We start from the raw sequence: 18,309 nt of genomic DNA on the forward strand, positions 1-18,309 counted from the left end.
CTTGATTAAAAAATGACCACTTGAATTGCCCCAATATTAGCCCCATTTAATTGAGCAAATGAAAGGCTTGTCCATACTTGAGTTAAGGATAAGCCGCTGCTGAATTAAAAGGAGACAGGGCATGCGACCCGATAAATTTACCTCAAAACTCCAAGATGCTCTGGCTGAAGCACAATCTCTAGCCATAGGCAAAGATCACAATTTTATCGAACCCATCCACCTATTGGCCGCGTTTATTGAACAGCGCGACGGTTCGATTCGTCCGCTTTTATCACAAGCCGGTGCTCAGCTGCCGCAGTTGAGCCGCAAAATTTCAGAAGCCTTAGAGCGTTTGCCTCAGGTACAAAATCCAGATGGGGAAATCCGCCTATCTCAGAATATGGCGCGCATTTTCAACCTCACCGACAAACTGGCGCAGCAGCGCGGGGATGAGTACATCGCGAGCGAGCTGATCCTGCTGGCGATGCTGGAAGATAAAACCGATGCCGGTAAGGTACTCAAAGACGCAGGTGTCACCCGTGAGAAATTGGTTGAAGCCATCAACAATATGCGTGGAGGTGCTGCCGTGACCGATCCGAATGTTGAACAAGCACGCCAAGCTTTGGATAAATACTGTGTTGACCTCACCGAGCGCGCGGAAAATGGCAAGCTCGATCCGGTGATCGGTCGAGATGAAGAGATACGTCGCACCATCCAGGTGTTGCAACGCCGCACCAAAAACAACCCAGTCCTGATCGGTGAACCGGGTGTGGGTAAAACAGCCATCGTTGAAGGGCTGGCGCAGCGTATCGTCAATGGTGAGGTCCCCGAAGGGTTAAAGCATAAACGTGTCTTGGCATTGGATATGGGCTCGCTGATTGCGGGGGCTAAATTCCGCGGTGAATTTGAAGAGCGTCTGAAAGCCGTCTTGAATGAACTTTCTAAACAGGAAGGTCAAATCATTCTGTTTATCGACGAGCTACACACCATGGTCGGTGCCGGTAAGGGTGAAGGCGCTATGGACGCGGGCAATATGCTAAAACCGGCCTTAGCGCGTGGCGAGTTGCATTGTGTGGGGGCAACCACGCTGGATGAATACCGCCAATATGTGGAGAAAGACGCGGCTTTAGAGCGCCGTTTCCAGAAGGTGATCGTGGATGAACCCAGTGAAGAAGACACCATTGCCATACTGCGTGGCCTGAAAGAGCGCTACGAAGTGCATCATGGTGTGGATATCACCGACTCGGCCATCATCGCCGCCGCCAAGCTCAGCCAGCGCTACATCACCGACCGTCAGCTGCCGGACAAAGCCATCGATCTGGTCGACGAAGCTGCATCCCGTATTCGTATGGAAATGGACTCCAAACCGGAAGAGATGGATCGTTTAGAGCGACGCTTAATCCAGTTGAAAATGGAGCGTGAAGCGCTGAAAAAAGAGAAGGATGAGGCTTCGCAAAAACGTTTAAACGAACTCCAGCAAAATATCAGCAAACTGGAAAAAGAATTTTCTGACCTGGAAGAGATCTGGAAAGCAGAAAAAGCCACCCTGCAAGGCTCTGCTCAGGTAAAAGAACAGCTGGATCAAGCGCGTGTGGAAATGGAGCAAGCACGCCGTGCCGGAGATCTGACCAAAATGGCCGAGCTGCAGTATGGCCGCATTCCTGAGTTGGAAAAGCAGCTGCAAGCCGCAGACTCCGCCGAACAGGGTGGCCAGCAGAGCAAACTTCTCCGCAATAAAGTGACGGAAGAAGAAGTGGCGGAAGTGGTATCACGTTGGACCGGTATTCCAGTAAACAAAATGCTCGAAGGTGAGCGTGAAAAACTTCTACGCATGGAAGCTGCACTACATGGCCGTGTCGTCGGCCAGGATGAAGCCGTGATTGCAGTGTCAAATGCAGTACGCCGTTCCCGAGCAGGTCTCGCCGATCCTGCCCGCCCCAGCGGTAGCTTCCTGTTTTTAGGCCCCACCGGTGTGGGTAAAACCGAGCTGTGTAAAGCCCTAGCGAGCTTCCTGTTTGATACTGAAGAAGCGATGGTGCGTATCGATATGTCCGAGTTTATGGAGAAGCACTCCGTAGCACGCTTAATCGGTGCACCTCCGGGCTATGTGGGCTATGAAGAAGGTGGCTACCTGACCGAGGCTGTGCGCCGTAAGCCCTATTCTGTTTTGCTGCTCGATGAGGTGGAAAAAGCCCATCCCGATGTATTTAACATCCTGCTGCAGGTACTGGAGGATGGCCGCCTGACCGATGGACAGGGGCGCACCGTGGACTTCCGCAACACCATCGTGGTGATGACCTCCAACCTAGGTTCCGACCTGATTCAAGGTTACACAGACGATGATGACTACGTCTTAATGAAAAAAGCAGTGATGGAGGTGGTGGGTTTGCACTTCCGTCCTGAAGTGATCAACCGTATTGATGAAGTGGTAGTTTTCCACAGCTTGCGTAAAGAACAGGTGGCCGGTATTGCGAATATCCAATTGGAGCGTTTGCGTAAACGCCTAGCGGAGCGCGAACTGACAATCAGCCTCAGCCAGAGTGCGATGGAAAAACTGGTCGATGTTGGCTTTGAACCCATCTACGGCGCCCGCCCGCTTAAACGTGCCATTCAGCAGTGGATCGAAAACCCGTTGGCACAGAAAATTCTGGCCGGAGAATACCTGCCGGGCAGCAACATCCGTGTCGATGTGCAGGAGGGTGAGTTCAGCTTCAGCTGAGAGACTCAACCTCCTAAAGGGTGCTTAAAGGACTTCGAACGCCTTGGGCACCCTGTTTCAGTGCAGCTTTTTTTATCAGCTTGTTCAGGTTACTCTCATCATAATGATGTCGGCGGAGTAAGTTGCTGGCAGGATCAATACTGAGGCGAGAAGCAGGGAAGAGGAAATGCCAGCCAGACTCAAACGGAGCATTGGGATACTTGCGAGCAAGCCCATCAGGCAGCCAAACACCCGCGTAACCTTGGCATATTCTGTCCTGTTTCAGATAGTTTTCTACGCGCTCTACCTGTTGGTCGAGAAGTGGTACAAGCTCCTCCGCAAGCGTCACCAGCCGATGTTTTCCACCCTTGCCGTTAATCACCCGAATCTGCTTGTAGTCAAAATCAATATCCTTGACCCTCAGTCGTACCAGTTCGATACGACGCAATCCGGAGCCGTACAATATGGCAGCCATCAGATATTGAACACCGTGCAGTTGGTTCAGAAGTGCGGCGACTTCTTTTGGTGTCAGTACGATAGGCAGCTTGCGCGGCTTTCGAGCAGGACTGAACCCCGACAAATCACCTACAGTTTGGCCCAGAAACTTTGTTTTCAAGAATACGATAGCGTTCAGGGCAAGTGCCTGAGTACCGGCTGCAACATTACGCTGAACAGCAAGAAAAGTCAGAAAGCGGATTATGTCTTCATCATGCAGTTGGCTCGGATGACGCTTACCGCTGTACAGTATGAAGTACTTGATCCAGTACAGATATGTCTTGATTGTCCGTCGGCTGTACCGCTGGACACACATAAAGTCCTCAACGGACTTGAGAAAGGGAGAGTTCGACATGTACCACACCTCATCCGTGAAATGTATGCACATCTTTATACCTGCTGGGTGACGAGAAGTCGAGAAAAGTACTTTATTGCCTGTGTGTCTTTATGATGACGTTATGTACTTCAATAAGTTACAAATTGATAGCGAGAATTATAAGGTATACCCGCTAATAATTATTATGAGGTCGAAGACCTCATTAACAGACTGTTAGGGCAATCAGCGCACTCAACAAAAGGTTTTTTCAAAATGATAGGAAATTTGAGCTTAAGCAAAAATGCACAGTTTTATAGTTTGAAAAAACAGTTAAGCAAAAAATCAGTGGCTGAAGCATTTAAAGACATTTCCAAAAACCGTATCGGAAATTATTTGATAAATGAGGTAAAAGAAAGCCATATAACAAACTCCGGGAATAAAGCTACTTACTCTATGATCTCATATAAAATTGAGGCTGAACCCTCCTTTTTGGATGGGACATCCATAAAAGAACACAAGTATGCGTATTTGATGTTAATTGAATTTGATGACGCATTGGCAATCCTGAAAAAGTACGTGGATTCACCAGAGAAGTATTTTTCTAGATTCATTGATGAATATGACTATGAGAAATTTTGTCATTTTCATGGCAATAAAAACCCAGAATACGAGCGGGTAACAATGAAAAACATGAGCATATCCAATGCTGTTATTAGGTCCCGTTCGTTGGAAGCGAAAAGTTTAAATGGTATTCTGCCTTCTACATCATCGAGCAGGTCAATTCCTAGTAATTTTAGAATGAATATTGGCCAAGAGTCGTATACTTTGACTCCGAGCACTTCAAGAGTTAGTCATCGAGATAAAAAGTCTAAGATTAACGAGTGGATTGACTGGGCGTTTGAGGTAAAAGAGGAAATAAAATCGACAAAAAATTCAAGTGAGTTTATAAGTAACTTTGCCTCGCCTGTTCAACTTAAGGATGTTATGGGTAGGGGGTGTAAAGTTGTAGCTATCCTATTTGATTTGAGTGAGATTGAAGACAAAGTAGCTTCTGGCGTTGCAGTCTTGCAGAAAAATGACGGTACACAATTTAGTGCGAAAGAGATTAACAGATTTTTCAACCAGTTAAAGGCTCCGATGTTGGTGGATGGGGAAGTTCTGAAAGCCAAAGGTATAGCTTTGACGGGAAAAATTAGCTATTCAAAAAATGTAATTACTGTTAGAAACAGAATTCTTGATCAGGTTTCGGTTATTGAAAGTGGACTGCCAGATTACACCGTTGGGTCTTTTATAAATAAGAAAAAACCTTTCTCTGCAGTGTTCGATTCTCCAAATTATTCCTATTTCTCAAAATCATGTTTCGAAGATAAAAAACTTTTGGATAATATTCAATCTATTCTTAATGTATTTGACGAAAATTATGACTTTAGTAATGTGGAAAGTGAAAAAGAAAAACCGCACGATGCAAGTTTAACTAGATTCCCGGATAAATCTCTATTCAGAGCTGTGGAGGACAACTATTGTAATGGGCATGATATTATAATATGCGACGATATGAACGATGAGTGGGCTGATCATATTGCTATTGACAAGTCTAGCACTACGCCCTCGATAACCTTTGTTCACTCCAAATTTACTAAAAAAGATACTTATGGCGCAAGCGCGTTCCATGAGGTGGTCGCACAAGCGTTAAAGAATATAGGGCGAACTCAGGCCGAAAAGGGTTTATATAAGATTAAATATGACAATGAGTGGTCTAAAAACTATGAGGGCACCAAAATTAAGAGGGTTAATGGTGCCAAAAATTGGTCAGAGCTAGAGCAAGCTCTAGATGTTATTGAGCAGAACCCTAATTCAATAAAGAAAATAGTTCTGGCAACTCCTTTCTTAAAGAAAGCAAAGCTGCGGGGTGAGTTGCAAAAGCTGTCTAATGGGCAGAAGTGTAAGCCCCATTATGTGCAGTTGATTTGGTTGATTAATACCTTTATAAGTTCATGCAAGGATTTCGGAGTCCAAGCTCATATTCTCTGCAAGCCATAGCCCTAACAATCGCAGGCACGGCGACGTCTTTTTCGTTGCGGCTTCGCCTTCACTACAAAGCCGCGCGTGCTGCGGGCGTTATGTGGTTGGGTAGGTGAGAGGGCCAAGATATGGAGGAGCTATTTAACACTCGTGAGATCTCCATTGGCATATGGGTATCGGTCCTCCTGATATGGGCTTTGACAAGAAAAGAGCTTAGGGTGAGTCTGTTTCGCGTTGTTGCGGCAGCGCTCAACAAACGGCTAGTTCTCTCGGTCTCAGTGTTCGCTGGGCACCTTGCTCTGGTTGTAGGGCTCTTAACGGCAATTGGCTTTTGGCAGTTTGAGATGCTAAAGGCGACAATATATTGGTTTGTGCTGTCTGGTTTAGCCTTATTCGGGAAGGCGGTTACTTCTTCGAAGCCGATTGAGGATTGGCGGGGAACGCTTAGAGAGCAGGCTTCTATTATTGTCATTCTCGCCTTTATAGTGAATTCATACACGTTTTCATTGTATGCAGAAATAGTTTTAGTGCCGGTGGTGGCTTTTATATCAATGCTTGTCGCCTATACAGAGTTTCATCATAAAGGCGAGCCCATTGCGAATCTATTTTTAAGCGTTCAGGCATTCATTGGCTTTGTCATACTCTTGTTCGCCGGCATGAATGCGTACAACGATTACGCGAATTTAGCGTCTATAGCCACGGCTAAGGGGTTGTTCCTTCCGGTAGTTCTGGCCACGATGGTAATTCCGTATATGTATTTTATAGCGCTGTATTCTGCATACGACAGGATTCTTCGAATCTCTACCTTTAGGCAGCCCTCAGAAATGGCGTCGTACATCAGAAGGCGGATCCTGTTGAGTGGCGGGCTCCGCTTGCGGAAAGCGCGTCGGATTGCGGCGATAAAACCCTATGAGTTCATGAGAGCTAATAATCGAGAGGATGTCGATCTGGTTATTGAGAGGCATCTTACAGGTAGTATCGACACCTCAGAAACCGGGTGGGATTGAACGGAGGGGTTATTCTGATGCAATCAGTAAATCCACATAACCAAGCCATCCAGTTGACGCTCGTGCCTCGCGCAACTGATGGCGAGCGTTGGGCGGCTTGAAGTGGCTAAGGGGTAAACCAAAGCGTAATGTCTATGTATAGTGATGACGAACCAGCTTGGCGGCAACATTTTCCGACCTACCACTTTGAAGATCGGGACGTTGCGCTAGAGGAATATCGCCTAACTGCAAAAACCCTGGAAGCAGATGAACGGGTGTTCCTAAATGCAGCAAATATATCCATCGTAATAGGTGCTGCATTCGGCTCGCTTGCTCTCGGAAACCTCAATGCTCTTACATCATCCCTTGCGCCGTACGTTCCTGAGCTTGCGACGCTTTTCGTTGTTCTATTGGTTTCAGTTGCGGCCGGAGTCATCTTCTTGCGGTACTTTGCAGACCGTCAAAAGGCCATCGTTTTTGCTGGTAGAAAGCTAATCGTACTTCGTCGCATGCTGGGAATGTCCTACGGAAGATTGCAACTCGTTCTTCCAAATTGGCGTGTCGAAGGCGCAGATGAACCTTTCGCATTACGCTTGTTCCCGGGTTGGAACACATATGTCGCATATCCTTGCTATGCGCTCGCGGGTATATCGTCAGTCGTGGTTTTCTTCGTTGGTGCCACTATCCTTTCCAAGGTTTTTGGCGCAAACCATATTTCAGCGTCCCTGCATCCTCTTTTTCTAGCAATCTTCCTATCAGTGGCTTGGTTCGTATATCTCTGCTGGCTCTATCGTAAGGCTCTGCTGGATACTCATGAGCGCACTTCCTTCTTGGTGGCACGGACTATCGCGAATATTCTTGGTGTCAGGATCGATGATCGTGCTGAGTACCTGATTTATCGAGCAAATCTTGCTACACACGAAGTTCATCGCCTAGGGATCGACCTCACTTCGCTAAAGAAAATGGCTGTCCAGATTGAGGACAAGGAATTTTTCTCACATCGTGGTGTAAGTTGGAAGGGTATTGCAAGGCTGCTTCTTTCAGTCATGAGACTTGGGCCAAGATCGGGAGGTTCAACCATCACACAGCAGTTGGCGCGAACACTCTTTATCGTTGATCAAAGTAAACTAATACGGCGTAAGCTGGTTGAAATACTTCTGGCACTTTGGCTTTCAAAGGTCATTTCAAAGGATCGTGTGTTAGAAATGTACCTTGCGTCCGTTCGCTTCGATTATGGTGTAATGGGGATAGCAGCAGCATGCTCACGTTTTCTGAAGGGACCAAGAGAGTCCGCTATTGGGATTGCTGAGGCGTTCTTCCTAATAGAGAGGCTATCGAACGTCAGGTCGCTGCTACTTGGGCCAAGGGTTGCCCAAACACTACGACGGGCTGTTTACGATGGGGTACTAACTGCGGAAGATGCAGTTAATACTGTTGCTATCTATCGCAGGGTGATTGATCAAGGTTTAATAAATGATCAGAGCAAATATCTACCAGAACTGGAGATTGAGTGGCTCGCCGCCCAACAAAGCGTTGCAGGGGACGTTTGATCCGTTGCCCATTTTCTGCTGCTGCAAAAAAAGCCGCCGTCTCAAACGCCCCTGAACTCAAGCGTTAGCCAAGTAAGTGAGTCAGTATGTGCAATATTTTGAGATACGAAAAAAGGCATGAAGATGAGTTGCTTGCACTTCTGAAAAATGAGCCAGACTGGAACTCGTTCACCAGTGATGTCGCGATTGGAAAGTTTAGGGAATCTCTGTTAAACAGTGAATCATATATATGTGAAAGTCATGGCGCGATCTGTGGGTATGTTCGTGCTTTGGTTGATGGATTCGGCGTGTACGTGAGTGAGCTTTATGTCGCCCCACAATACAGAAATAATGGCTACGGAAAAGAGCTTCTCGGGAAAGTAAGGCAGGCTCATCTCGAACAGGACGTTTACGTACTTTCTGACGAAGATTTGTATTATGGCAAGCTCGGCTGTAAGCGTGTTGGCTCTGTTTTTCAATTGTAAGTCGATGGCTAACAATGCATTGCAGCGGACAAGCCGCTTTCGGCAGGAGCCAAGAGGCGGATCAAAGGCTTGGCAGTAGGGGTAAATATAGAAGTAACTGTGAGTATCTTGTTTGGATTGGAAATCTGGGTCTTCGTGACACTTCAATTTGTTAAGGGGGTTCTTATGGAAAATTCATTCGTGAAATCATGCGTATGGTGCGGGGTGGCGTTTCTGCGAGGCCATGGTGGGACACTTCCAATCCAGACGAGAGATTATCAGTTACCGAATATTTGCCCGGCCAGGAGAAACGTAGAGAGGTTCGAGTCCTCTCCCTCGCACCAATATCATTCTGCGGATGTATTCGCAATAGTGCATCAGCGTTAAGCCCAAAGTGAGTCAGACGAGATGTCACAGTATGAAATTTTGAGTGTCATTTTAGCCTGTATCGCGACTATTGTTAGCCTGGTTGTTTGGGGTGGACAGCGAAAAATTCAGAGAGAAGCCAATGATCTTCAGCGTGCAACATCGGAACTTGCCAAAAAGCAGTTGGAGATTCTGCTCAGGGAAGAGAGGGGAAAGAATGCTGCTCGACTGTCCTTCGACATTCTTAAAGATGGTAAGACTTACCGCTTTCGCATAACAAACATCAGCGATGTTGCCGCGAAAAATGTTGATCTACGGCTGTTGGTGAAACCCGAAGATAGCCCTCTCGTAACGAATGATTATGAGGCTAAATTTCCCGTGCCAATACTTCAGCCGGGAGGCACAGTTACTTTGATTGCAGCGATCCACTTCGGGAGCCCTACGGCATACAATGCTGTGCTTTCATGGGTTAATCCGGATGGCGTCGAGGTTTCGGAAGAGACATATGCAGCGTTGTAGGCTTAACAAGCGCATGTTATCGGACTGGGTTTCCGCTGCGCTACAAACCAGCCGCAAATGCGAGCGTTATGCAGGAAAATATGATGTGGTGCTTGAGGATAATAATTCACGAACGGCCAATGGCTCTGACGATGAGAAGAATACGTAACGCATGAGTCTTACCCTCTCGCAGCTATTCCCTGGAATCGAAACTGGTCTAAACCGGATTGGATTTCTCTTTGGTGCCGGGACTTCTAAGGAAGCGGGTTACCCTTTGATGGGCGACCTCACAAAGACAGTCGTTTCGAATCTTAGCCCAGCCCTAAAGACAACCCTCGATGAAATATTGGCTGCAAAGGCACTTACCTATAGCCCTGCAACAGGCACTCCCAATATCGAAATCCTTTCCGATTTGGTCACCGAGTATTTCGTTACGACTCAGGAGTCAAAATATGGAGACCTAGAGTCGGAGATCCGTAAATTAATTGTTGACGCGATTTTGTCGGTCACCTCTCCAGACCTCACTCATCACGTTCGCTTTCTCGAAGCTCTGAAACGAAGGGCACATGGAACCTCTTCAACAGTCACGATCCTGACAACCAACTACGATGTTCTCTTCGAATTAGCGGCTGGAGAGGTTGGCGTCCGCGTTGAGACAGGATTTGATGGCCCTTTGAAAAGGCAGTTCGACCCAGCTGTCTTTGATCTGGCAAGGGGGACCATTGATAAAACGCGTTTCACACACCGTAGCGAGCTCCACGTAAACATAATCAAACTTCACGGTTCGGTTTCTTGGTTGAAGGATGGAGACCGTGTTTTTGAAAGCGGTCTTGACCTGCAAAGCGCTACACCAGAAAGAGCACTTGTTTTGCCGCGCCGAAGAAAGGTTATGGACACTCTCTCAGAGCCATTCGATCAGCTTTTTACTCGCGCTTCTCGGACACTCGGCTCGAATTGTCAGTTTGTCGTAGCGTGCGGATTCAGCTTTGGCGACAAGCACATCAACGATCAGCTGATCTTACCGAAACTTAGAGCTGGAAAGATTCGATTGACTGCGTTGTGCGGTGAAGAGCCGGACTGTATTGGGGAGTTGAAAAGATTTCCACCATTTCACGCAGGTTTTCCCACTAACTGTTTCATCGACCAAAAGGACACAGGAGCAGGGACAGACCTTTGGAAATTCAGCGCCCTAGCCCAATTGTTGGAACCGTAAGGAGCAGGCAATATATGAATGATTACAAAATTGGACGAGTCGTCGGAGTTTCCGGCGAGCGCATTTTCATTACTCTCATGGACCACTCAGATGGGGGAGACATTGAAGAGGGCGTCCCTCCGACCATGATCGTAAATCTGCCAGGTGACACAGGCCCAACTCCTTTGCTAATTGGTCAACCCGGCACTTTTGTTTCTGTCGGTCTGCCATCGGGTCGACTCCTAGCGATGATCACGACAATCGACATGAAGGAAAGCGCTCCACTTCAAGCAGAGATCAGAAATGCTGAGGCCGAAGGGGATGCAATAATCGAAGAGCAAAAGAGGGTGGTCTCAGCCGTACCGGTGGGAACACTTGATGTAGCCGGGACTTTCGAACGAGGCGCCGATGTGTTGCCGACAGTGAATTCGTCGGCATTCGCAGTGCCACCGGCGACTATCGACAGTATTTATCGGCAATACGCGGATGGGAATTTTTTCCTTGGCCATTTGTCGCTGATCCCTGATCAACAGGCCAACATCAACTTGGATGCTTTCTTGTCACGGCACGGAGCGATACTTGGGCAGACTGGTGGTGGTAAATCTTGGACGGTGGCTTCGTTCCTGCAAAAGATCGCTGCATTCCCTCAATCTACTGTTGTGCTGTTCGACTTGCATGGGGAATATGGCTCGGCATTCGGAGACGAAGCAGACGTGATCTCTGGAGCTGATATTGAGTTGCCTTATTGGCTGATGAACAGTGAGGAGCTCCTCGGGTTGATGGTTGATCGTAGCGAATCAGCAGCTCCCAACCAAATCGCGAAGTTCAAGGAGCTACTTCAAGGGGCGAAGGACAGGCATCCAGAAAATCAGACACTCGGGCTTGATCGAATTACGATCGACACGCCTGTGTATTTTGATTTTGCGAAAATCCTTAATGAGTTCCGTAGATTGGACACCCAAATGGTTGCAGGACAACGCGGCGAGCGCCAAGGGCCGCTTTTCGGCCAGTTCACTCGCCTATTGATGCGAGTCGATTCGAGATTAAATGACCGACGTTACGATCTAATTTTCCACCCACAGACTTATGCGACAAGTGCATCCATGGAAGATCTTTTCCGTCGACTTCTTGGGGCAACTTCTGCCGCGAGAAAAAAGGTTGTAATTATTGATTTGAGCCCAGTGCCTTTCGATGTTCGAAATTCAGTAATCTCACTAATTCTTAGGTGCCTTTTCGATTTTGCTTACTGGTATCGGAGGGTAAATGGGACTTCATACCCAATCGCAGTCTTTGCGGACGAGGCCCACATCTACCTTAACGATAGTGACTCAGACGCGAGATCGTCGCGGGAGTCAGCCGAACGTATCGCAAAGGAAGGTCGGAAATATGGAATTAGCCTCACAGTCATAAGTCAGAGGCCGCGCGAGGTGTCGGCAACAATCCTTTCACAATGTAATTCGTTCTTGTGCCTGCGACTTTCGAATCCAGACGATCAAAGTTATGTGAGAAACCTTTTGCCCGATTCGGTGAGAGGAATCACAAGCATGTTTTCCACTCTTAGAAGGGGAGAAGGAATCTTGCTCGGCGACTCGGTGATGATGCCGACTAGGATACGAATCGATCCTCCGAACCCAACTCCTCACAGCGAGGATACTTCGTTCTACGCTACGTGGAATGAAGATCCTGAGGAAATAGATGTTGCTGGCGTCCTTGATGCGTGGCGACGACAAGCGGTTACAGGCGCATAACACCTATGAGCCTTCTACCTGTCAATAGGCCGCAGGGTTTTTTATTGGCCGCGTGAGCGGCCAACATCAAGTCCCTGAGCCAGTGATCCTACTTCATCTGTCATCGTTGGCTGTTGGTGGGTTACAGCAAACACCTATTGAGGCTCTCTTAACGTGATGGTTCACCACTGCCAGACCAGGTTGCTCTTTGCAGGTCGGTCTGGGGTACTAGACATTCATCGGTTAACCAGCATCTGTCCTATTCAAAAAGCGGGTTACTTTACAGTCCCAGTTAGTTTCAGGTTCAGCGCCGGCGTAAGCCCACTCGCTCAGGGTATTGGTGCACGCCAGCAGGATGGATAATCAAAGCGACGGGCTTCGAGTTGGGTGTAGAAGTCGGGTTTCAGGCCTGATTGACCAGTCAGCAGACACCCGGTTTCAGCACACTCCGTAATGATCTAGTTAGACGTTGATCATCATCCTGCTGCGTGACTAACTCATTAAAAAGCGTTGTTCATCGAACACCTTTTCGTTCTTTAACATGAAGTAGACGGCACGCCCTAGCTTGTGGGCCAGCGCTGACAAGGCCTTGGCCTTACTCATACGTTTCTGGAAGCGTTGCAACAGCTTTTGGGCACCGGGGTTGAAAACTACCGTTCCCTGGTGCAGACGAGATGGCAGCACCCAGTTGATGTGTTTTTCCGGGTCGCTTGTCTGGCATGCAACTCGTGGTAATTATTTATCCGGTGTGCACGGAACCGGCACGGCGAGGGTAATGCGGATCTCGCCAATTGAACAAATAGGCTGACAGAGGGGAATTACACTTTGTTTGAGGTTCCAGGTTAGCGATATTCGCTAACCTGTTGAGACTTCATCGCCGACGAAAGCGTAAGGAAGTCTGCCAGCTGTTTGGTGGCACCCTTTTGTGATGCCTGTACCATCACGAGTTCCACCATTGGGAGTTCTGGAAACCCATCTTTGTTGCCAAGAATAATGTGATCTTCAGCAAGCGCACTGGCGGGCAGCACACCAATCCCTAGGCCTGCCGACACAGCGGCACGAATATTGTCATAAGAGGCACTGACATAGGCGTTGTAGCCGCACTTTCCGAGCTTATCCAATGCGGCGAGCGCCGCACTACGGTAGCAACAGCCATCAGGAAAGATAACAAGCGGTATATCAGACATGCGGTCAAAATCATGCCGTTGCGCGGCCACCCAACGGAGAGGCTCTCGCCGTAGCAGATGACACTGCCAGCGTGGATCGCTTGGCGTGAAGTTTTCCACACATTTAAAGATAGCGAGATCAAGGCCGTTGTTGTTGAGCTGGTGGAGCAGTTGCGAGGAGAGCGTAGATACGATTTCTAGGCGCAGATTGCGGTTTAATTCTGTGCACCGGGAAATAGCACCATGCAAATCCACTACCTTGAAATCATCGGGTACGCCAATCAGCAATCGTCCGGCAATTTCAGGTTGCTGCATGGCGCTAACCGCCTCAGACGTACGTGCAAGAATCTCATTCACAGCAGGAAGAAAGCGTTCCCCATCTGTTGTCAAGCCAAGTATATGTCCTTGGCGACGTTCAAGTAATTTACAGCCCAGTATTTCCTCCAGCCGCTTCAAGCTTTGCGTGACTGCAGACTGGCTACGAAATAGCTGAAGCCCTGCCTGCTGAAAACCATTGCCTTCGGCCAACAGCACGAAAGCGCGCAGGTGCTCAAGGGTGACACGCCTATCTCCCAAAGGGGATGGTTGGCAATCAAACATTCTTTATCTCCATATTCCATATTAATTCATCTAATTATGGCTAATGTATAATTAATTTCCAATGCTTTTACCTCCCATGTACCATCAGTTTCAAGGTAATGGCGCAAACGCACGTAAGCGCTTTTAAGGGGGGAGGGGGATGAATCATTTTGTATTGACTGGTTTGGTGGTCATTTTCAGCATCGTTTGGAGTTCGGCGTTTATCGCAGGTGCCATAGCGCTGACTGATTTTGATCCCTTTACGCTGCTCACACTCCGGTTCATGTTGAGTGCGTTACTGATGCTACCCATTTGCATTAGCTGTGGCGGATTTCGGTGGTCAGCCCGTGAGGACCGCATCGCAATCCAGCGCGGGTTGGTGCTAGGCATTCTTAACAATGCATTTTACTTGGGGCTGAGTTTTGCCGCCTTGCAGACGGTTTCCCCCAAGATTGTTATTGTGATTGTCAGCTGCGCACCTCTGGTCACAAGTTTGCTATCGGCATGGTGGGGTGTAGAACCCTATTCCCCAATGAAACTGCTCGGTGCCGCGCTGGGTTTAGTGGGGGTGATAGTCATCTCTGGTGTTACTAGCGGCATGCCGGTGGATATCTGGGGCTTAATGATGGCAACCGGTGGCATGTTCGCCTTTGCTAGTGGCACTGTTTTGTTCCGGAGTCAAGGTGCAGGCCTACCTGTATTACAGGCCAATTTCTGGCAATCCATTGCTGGCGCTATCGCCCTTCTACCGATGGCAATCGCGTTTGGACAGCCTCTTACCGCGCCTTCTACCGCTACGATAATAGCGATTACGCATCTGGTACTTGTCGTCACCATCGGTGGAATGAGCCTCTGGCTTGTGTTGATCCGCATCAGCGGCGCCTCGACGGCATCGAGCTATCACCTTCTTAATCCGTTCTTCGGCGTAATACTCGCTTATCTAATACTAGGCGAGTCGTTGCGGATGGCGGATTTCATTGGGGCAGCGTTGATTGTATTCGGCCTGCTTCTCACTACCCAGGCAGGCTGGAGGGTAAGGCAAAGTTAATTGCCAACAACGAATCCCGCGCTGTGCTCCATCACGCCAGTCAAAGGCAATGGTGGGTCGGTCGCAGTGAAATTGATGCGGCATAAATATGACCTAAGTCATATCCGTAACCTAAATTTTGATGAGGCAAGCGTGGGATTCAACGAACTTTGCTGCTAGGCTAATTTTACTAGAGCTAAAAGCCGCAGGGGACAACCGAATGTCACAGGCACCTCGCATAACGCTTCATCCCGTTAACCAGCGCGTGCACGTGCATGTGGATGGCAAGCTGCTTAATTCCTCGAACTGCGCGAAAACCACAACCCGCCTCGCCGTTACTTCCCACGTGACGATGTGAGCATGGATTTGCTTGCCCTTTCTGAAAGACAACCCACTGCCCGTTTAAAGGCAGTTCGGCGTATTTCTCGCTGGGTGACTATAAAGATATTGACTGGAGCTACGAGCAGCCGATTGACGGGATGTAGGAAAAAGCGGGTAGGGTGGCGTTTGGCGATGAAGACTTGACGTTGCTGGTTGTGTGATCAATGCATAGAGCAATCCCCAGTATTATTAAAATAGAAAAAGGAGACGGCACGCGAATCTTGGATATATAGCTGTGGGTTGCTATGGTTTTAATAAAATCAGACGTTTAGGTTAATCAAGCGGGACCTGACAATTAAGCTTAAAAGTATATAACACATATGAACCTCTCCGGCGTCAATAGGTAAACCAGCTCTTCTGGCCGCGTTAGCGGCCAGTTTGTTATCCATCAGCAAGATAGACTGCTTCATCTGTCATCATGGTTGCCAGGCGATAGCCTGCAACAAACACATATCGGGGCTCTCTTATCTCATGCTCAATGAGCGCCTGCTGATTTCAGCTTCCGTTCTGATAGCAGGGGCACCACGCCTACAAGGATGTAGGCGATAGAGCGACGCAGGAAGCCAAAGCCGAGACATTCATCGGTTACCTGTTGCTGGCACTATTCAAAGTGACGGGCTCAAAGCCAGTTAGTTTCAGGCTCAGTACAGGTGCAAACCATCTTGCTGATGGTAGTGCGCGGCGGCAAGGTGTCTAATCAAGTCGTACAGGCTACGGTCTTGTGCTAGAAGATGGGTGGTTCAGCTATGGCTAAGGGTAACCCAATCTTCATTTGAGCATCAGCCAAGGTGTTCCAGTTAGACGTTCAGCTCACCTTGCCCCGCGACTTAACCGGTCAGGAAACGTTTTTCATCGAACACCTTTTGATTTTTCAGCATGTAGTACACGCAGCGACCAATTTTGTGCGCTAGAGCCGAGAGCGCTTTGGCTTTACTCATACGTTTTTGTAGTTTTAACAAGTAGGCTTTTGCCTTGTCGTTACCACGCAGGTACAGCACAGCAATTTCGCCAAAGGCCCACTTCAGATGCGCATTGCCGATTTTATTGCCCTGAGTGCCGTAGCTTTTACCCGCTGATTCGGCTTTACACTTTATAAGTCGGCTATACGAAGCAAAATCCTGTACCGTGTTAAAACGACCAATATCACCGACTTCGTACAGAATCGTCAGTGCCAGAATGCGACCAATACCAGGGAAGCTGGTGAGTATGTGGTAATCTCGGCCGTTGTGATGCTTGGCATGCTTTTCAATAAAACACTCGATTGAGCTGAGTTCATGACGGTAAAACGCGATGATGTTTAAGTCCAGATCAATATTGCGTTGCACGAACGCATCATCAAAACAGTTCCGCATCGCTTCCCGAGCGCAAGGGTATTTTAGATCTAGGTTATTCGGTGGTAAATTGTACCGGCTGGTGGTGTTTTTTACATGTGCTTTTAATCAGCACCATGACGAACGATACGGGTACGACGACGGAGTAAGTCACGAGCAGCACGCATCTCAGGTGGATAGACATAGGCCAATGGAAAGTTGCCACCACGAATAAGGTGAGCGATTTTATAGGAATCGATGCGATCATTTTTGGCTTTGCCGCCATGGATAGTATTGAAAAGTACGTCCTGTACTTTTCCCTTCGGGCCAGCTAAAGCTGTCCAAATTCTTTCCTGAAGAATTTGTCATGTAAAGCGCATGGCCCAGAATAAAGTCGATGCCATGTTGAGTACAGAAATCGCTAACCCAGTACCAGCAGTGCATGCATTCAACACCGACAACAATGTTGCCGATATAGGGCGTTAATAAATCCAGTAAGGGTTCTGGTCGTGCTTTTATTTCGCGGTGCAGGATGGTTTCACCGGTTTCATCCAGAATGCACACGTATAAAGACCGTGCATGTAAATCTATTCCACAATAGTACGGATGTTGTGTAGTATAAAATCTCATTGGGTCTTCTCCTTTTTGGTTTCGGCGCCTTTCAGCTTAGCCAATCTGGCTAGGCTGAGGGAGAAGGTTCAATGAGTATCAATCAGCTGCACAGCGTCCGATTTTCCGCCGCTTCGCGGCTCCAAACCGGCGCGTGAGCCGAGCGTAAGAATTTCAAGGAGTAGCAGATAAATCATGCTGACGGAAGATCAATACAAAGAATTTGGTGAGCAATTTGTAGCACGATTTTTGGCTCACGGCTTTGGCGCAATGACAAAGACAGAAATTGACATTCTGGTATTCCACCTTTTGTCAGAGTCCTCTGAAATCAAAGATAAGTCAAACTATCACGTTGCCAATAAACTTCAGATTAGCGAATCAAAAGTAAAGTCAATGAGGCTTAATGCTGCTTTGAAATATAAGCAGGCAAATCACAAGGCCGTATTGGCGAACATTGTCACACGAGTCACGGATGAGATGGCTAAGCCGGAGTTTGAAGGGGGTAAAGTTACGATCACCATAGAAAATCCGGTTGAGCAACGCGAGCTAGAACACGCAATAAAAAGTGTAGGTCGTAATATCGAGTATGGCCTAAACAAAGAGCTTCTGAAAATATCACCAATTGCCTTGTTTGAGCTTGTGGTATCAAATCTAGAAAACCCAGAGCAAGAGTTCGAAAACATTATCCAAGCTCAAATTACTGATCAAGATAAGCAAAACAACATTATTAACAACGCTCTAACTTTCCGCCAGAAGCTGAATAAACTCGGTGAAGAAATTAGCGAGAAAGCTAGCTTAATTAGTATTCTAGGTGCTGCTGGTGGTGCACTTGTCTAATTCTAACAAGGCCATGTTGAACGGACACAAACTTCCGCCATCTTTTGCAAATTGCTGCGCAATTATATTTGCAAAAGCTAGCTCCAGTTTGTGCCTCAAATGGCGGCGTTAGCCTTTCAAAGGAGCGC

The 18,309-nt window shown here is 47.9% G+C and carries 13 protein-coding genes and 2 pseudogenes; 11 read left to right on the forward strand and 4 right to left on the reverse strand.

Annotated features, from left to right (window positions below; translation table 11 throughout):
- Positions 1 to 121 precede the first annotated feature (121 nt).
- Positions 122 to 2,698: an ATP-dependent chaperone ClpB gene (gene clpB / locus E1H14_RS01020; protein ID WP_149389594.1), complete on the forward strand. Its 2,577-nt coding sequence runs from the start codon at positions 122 to 124 to the stop codon at positions 2,696 to 2,698.
- Positions 2,699 to 2,711: 13 nt separating this feature from the next.
- Here clpB and E1H14_RS01025 read toward each other — a convergent pair whose 3' ends face one another.
- Entirely contained in the window at positions 2,712 to 3,527 is an 816-nt protein-coding gene (locus E1H14_RS01025; protein WP_149389595.1) for an integron integrase, read from the reverse strand.
- Between the two features lie 234 nt (positions 3,528 to 3,761).
- On the opposite strand from E1H14_RS01025, the gene E1H14_RS01030 reads away from it, so the two are divergent.
- The 7 genes from E1H14_RS01030 (at position 3,762) to E1H14_RS01065 (ending at position 12,293) form a co-directional block, all read left to right on the forward strand.
- The gene (locus E1H14_RS01030; RefSeq protein ID WP_149389596.1) at positions 3,762 to 5,528 is read left to right on the forward strand and encodes a hypothetical protein; all 1,767 of its coding nucleotides are present in this window, start codon (positions 3,762 to 3,764) and stop codon (positions 5,526 to 5,528) included.
- A 110-nt stretch (positions 5,529 to 5,638) separates the two neighbouring features.
- Positions 5,639 to 6,517, forward strand: a complete 879-nt coding sequence (locus E1H14_RS01040; RefSeq protein WP_149389597.1) for a hypothetical protein — start codon at positions 5,639 to 5,641, stop codon at positions 6,515 to 6,517.
- 134 nt (positions 6,518 to 6,651) lie between these two features.
- Positions 6,652 to 8,046 (forward strand): transglycosylase domain-containing protein, encoded by a 1,395-nt coding sequence (locus E1H14_RS01045; protein WP_160141998.1) that lies wholly within the window; start codon positions 6,652 to 6,654, stop codon positions 8,044 to 8,046.
- 86 nt (positions 8,047 to 8,132) lie between these two features.
- Entirely contained in the window at positions 8,133 to 8,510 is a 378-nt protein-coding gene (locus E1H14_RS01050) for a GNAT family N-acetyltransferase (protein ID WP_149389599.1), read from the forward strand.
- A gap of 387 nt (positions 8,511 to 8,897) precedes the next feature.
- Entirely contained in the window at positions 8,898 to 9,374 is a 477-nt protein-coding gene (locus E1H14_RS01055) for a hypothetical protein (protein ID WP_149389600.1), read from the forward strand.
- A gap of 151 nt (positions 9,375 to 9,525) precedes the next feature.
- Positions 9,526 to 10,566 carry an SIR2 family protein gene (locus E1H14_RS01060; RefSeq protein ID WP_149389601.1) on the forward strand — a complete coding sequence of 347 codons (1,041 nt, stop codon included), beginning with the start codon at positions 9,526 to 9,528 and terminating at the stop codon, positions 10,564 to 10,566.
- A gap of 14 nt (positions 10,567 to 10,580) precedes the next feature.
- The gene (locus tag E1H14_RS01065) at positions 10,581 to 12,293 is read left to right on the forward strand and encodes an ATP-binding protein (RefSeq protein ID WP_149389602.1); all 1,713 of its coding nucleotides are present in this window, start codon (positions 10,581 to 10,583) and stop codon (positions 12,291 to 12,293) included.
- Between the two features lie 471 nt (positions 12,294 to 12,764).
- Here E1H14_RS01065 and E1H14_RS01070 read toward each other — a convergent pair.
- Both E1H14_RS01070 and E1H14_RS01075 read right to left on the reverse strand, forming a co-directional pair.
- Positions 12,765 to 12,896: pseudogene (locus E1H14_RS01070) on the reverse strand (IS110 family transposase); the annotation flags it as partial.
- Between the two features lie 218 nt (positions 12,897 to 13,114).
- The gene (locus tag E1H14_RS01075) at positions 13,115 to 14,038 is read right to left on the reverse strand and encodes a LysR family transcriptional regulator (RefSeq protein ID WP_149389603.1); all 924 of its coding nucleotides are present in this window, start codon (positions 14,036 to 14,038) and stop codon (positions 13,115 to 13,117) included.
- A 139-nt stretch (positions 14,039 to 14,177) separates the two neighbouring features.
- Here E1H14_RS01075 and E1H14_RS01080 point away from each other — a divergent pair, with 139 nt between their 5' ends.
- Both E1H14_RS01080 and E1H14_RS13195 read left to right on the forward strand, forming a co-directional pair.
- A complete protein-coding gene (locus tag E1H14_RS01080; protein WP_149389604.1) occupies positions 14,178 to 15,065 on the forward strand; it encodes a DMT family transporter in 888 nt (295 codons plus the stop codon).
- Positions 15,066 to 15,472: 407 nt separating this feature from the next.
- Positions 15,473 to 15,529: a hypothetical protein gene (locus E1H14_RS13195; RefSeq protein WP_235017367.1), complete on the forward strand. Its 57-nt coding sequence runs from the start codon at positions 15,473 to 15,475 to the stop codon at positions 15,527 to 15,529.
- 723 nt (positions 15,530 to 16,252) lie between these two features.
- On the opposite strand, the pseudogene E1H14_RS01090 reads toward E1H14_RS13195, so the two are convergent.
- Positions 16,253 to 17,365: pseudogene (locus E1H14_RS01090) on the reverse strand (IS110 family RNA-guided transposase).
- A 174-nt stretch (positions 17,366 to 17,539) separates the two neighbouring features.
- Here E1H14_RS01090 and E1H14_RS01095 point away from each other — a divergent pair.
- A complete protein-coding gene (locus E1H14_RS01095; protein WP_149389605.1) occupies positions 17,540 to 18,181 on the forward strand; it encodes a hypothetical protein in 642 nt (213 codons plus the stop codon).
- The last annotated feature ends 128 nt before the right edge of the window (positions 18,182 to 18,309 follow it).

It is taken from the genome of Nitrincola tapanii (assembly GCF_008368715.1).
GTDB classification, from domain to species: Bacteria; Pseudomonadota; Gammaproteobacteria; order Pseudomonadales; family Balneatricaceae; genus Nitrincola; species Nitrincola tapanii.

Bases quoted from the DNA above. Each gene is read 5' to 3' on its own strand.
- E1H14_RS01045 (WP_160141998.1), top strand. From the start codon at position 6,652: ATGTATAGTGATGACGAACCAGCTTGGCGGCAACATTTTCCGACCTAC.
- E1H14_RS01075 (WP_149389603.1), bottom strand. From the start codon at position 14,038: ATGTTTGATTGCCAACCATCCCCTTTGGGAGATAGGCGTGTCACCCTT.
- E1H14_RS01065 (WP_149389602.1), top strand. From the start codon at position 10,581: ATGAATGATTACAAAATTGGACGAGTCGTCGGAGTTTCCGGCGAGCGC.
- E1H14_RS01080 (WP_149389604.1), top strand. From the start codon at position 14,178: ATGAATCATTTTGTATTGACTGGTTTGGTGGTCATTTTCAGCATCGTT.
- E1H14_RS01055 (WP_149389600.1), top strand. From the start codon at position 8,898: ATGTCACAGTATGAAATTTTGAGTGTCATTTTAGCCTGTATCGCGACT.
- E1H14_RS01060 (WP_149389601.1), top strand. From the start codon at position 9,526: ATGAGTCTTACCCTCTCGCAGCTATTCCCTGGAATCGAAACTGGTCTA.
- E1H14_RS01030 (WP_149389596.1), top strand. From the start codon at position 3,762: ATGATAGGAAATTTGAGCTTAAGCAAAAATGCACAGTTTTATAGTTTG.
- E1H14_RS01025 (WP_149389595.1), bottom strand. From the start codon at position 3,527: ATGTCGAACTCTCCCTTTCTCAAGTCCGTTGAGGACTTTATGTGTGTC.
- E1H14_RS01050 (WP_149389599.1), top strand. From the start codon at position 8,133: ATGTGCAATATTTTGAGATACGAAAAAAGGCATGAAGATGAGTTGCTT.
- E1H14_RS01095 (WP_149389605.1), top strand. From the start codon at position 17,540: ATGCTGACGGAAGATCAATACAAAGAATTTGGTGAGCAATTTGTAGCA.
- E1H14_RS01040 (WP_149389597.1), top strand. From the start codon at position 5,639: ATGGAGGAGCTATTTAACACTCGTGAGATCTCCATTGGCATATGGGTA.
- clpB (WP_149389594.1), top strand. From the start codon at position 122: ATGCGACCCGATAAATTTACCTCAAAACTCCAAGATGCTCTGGCTGAA.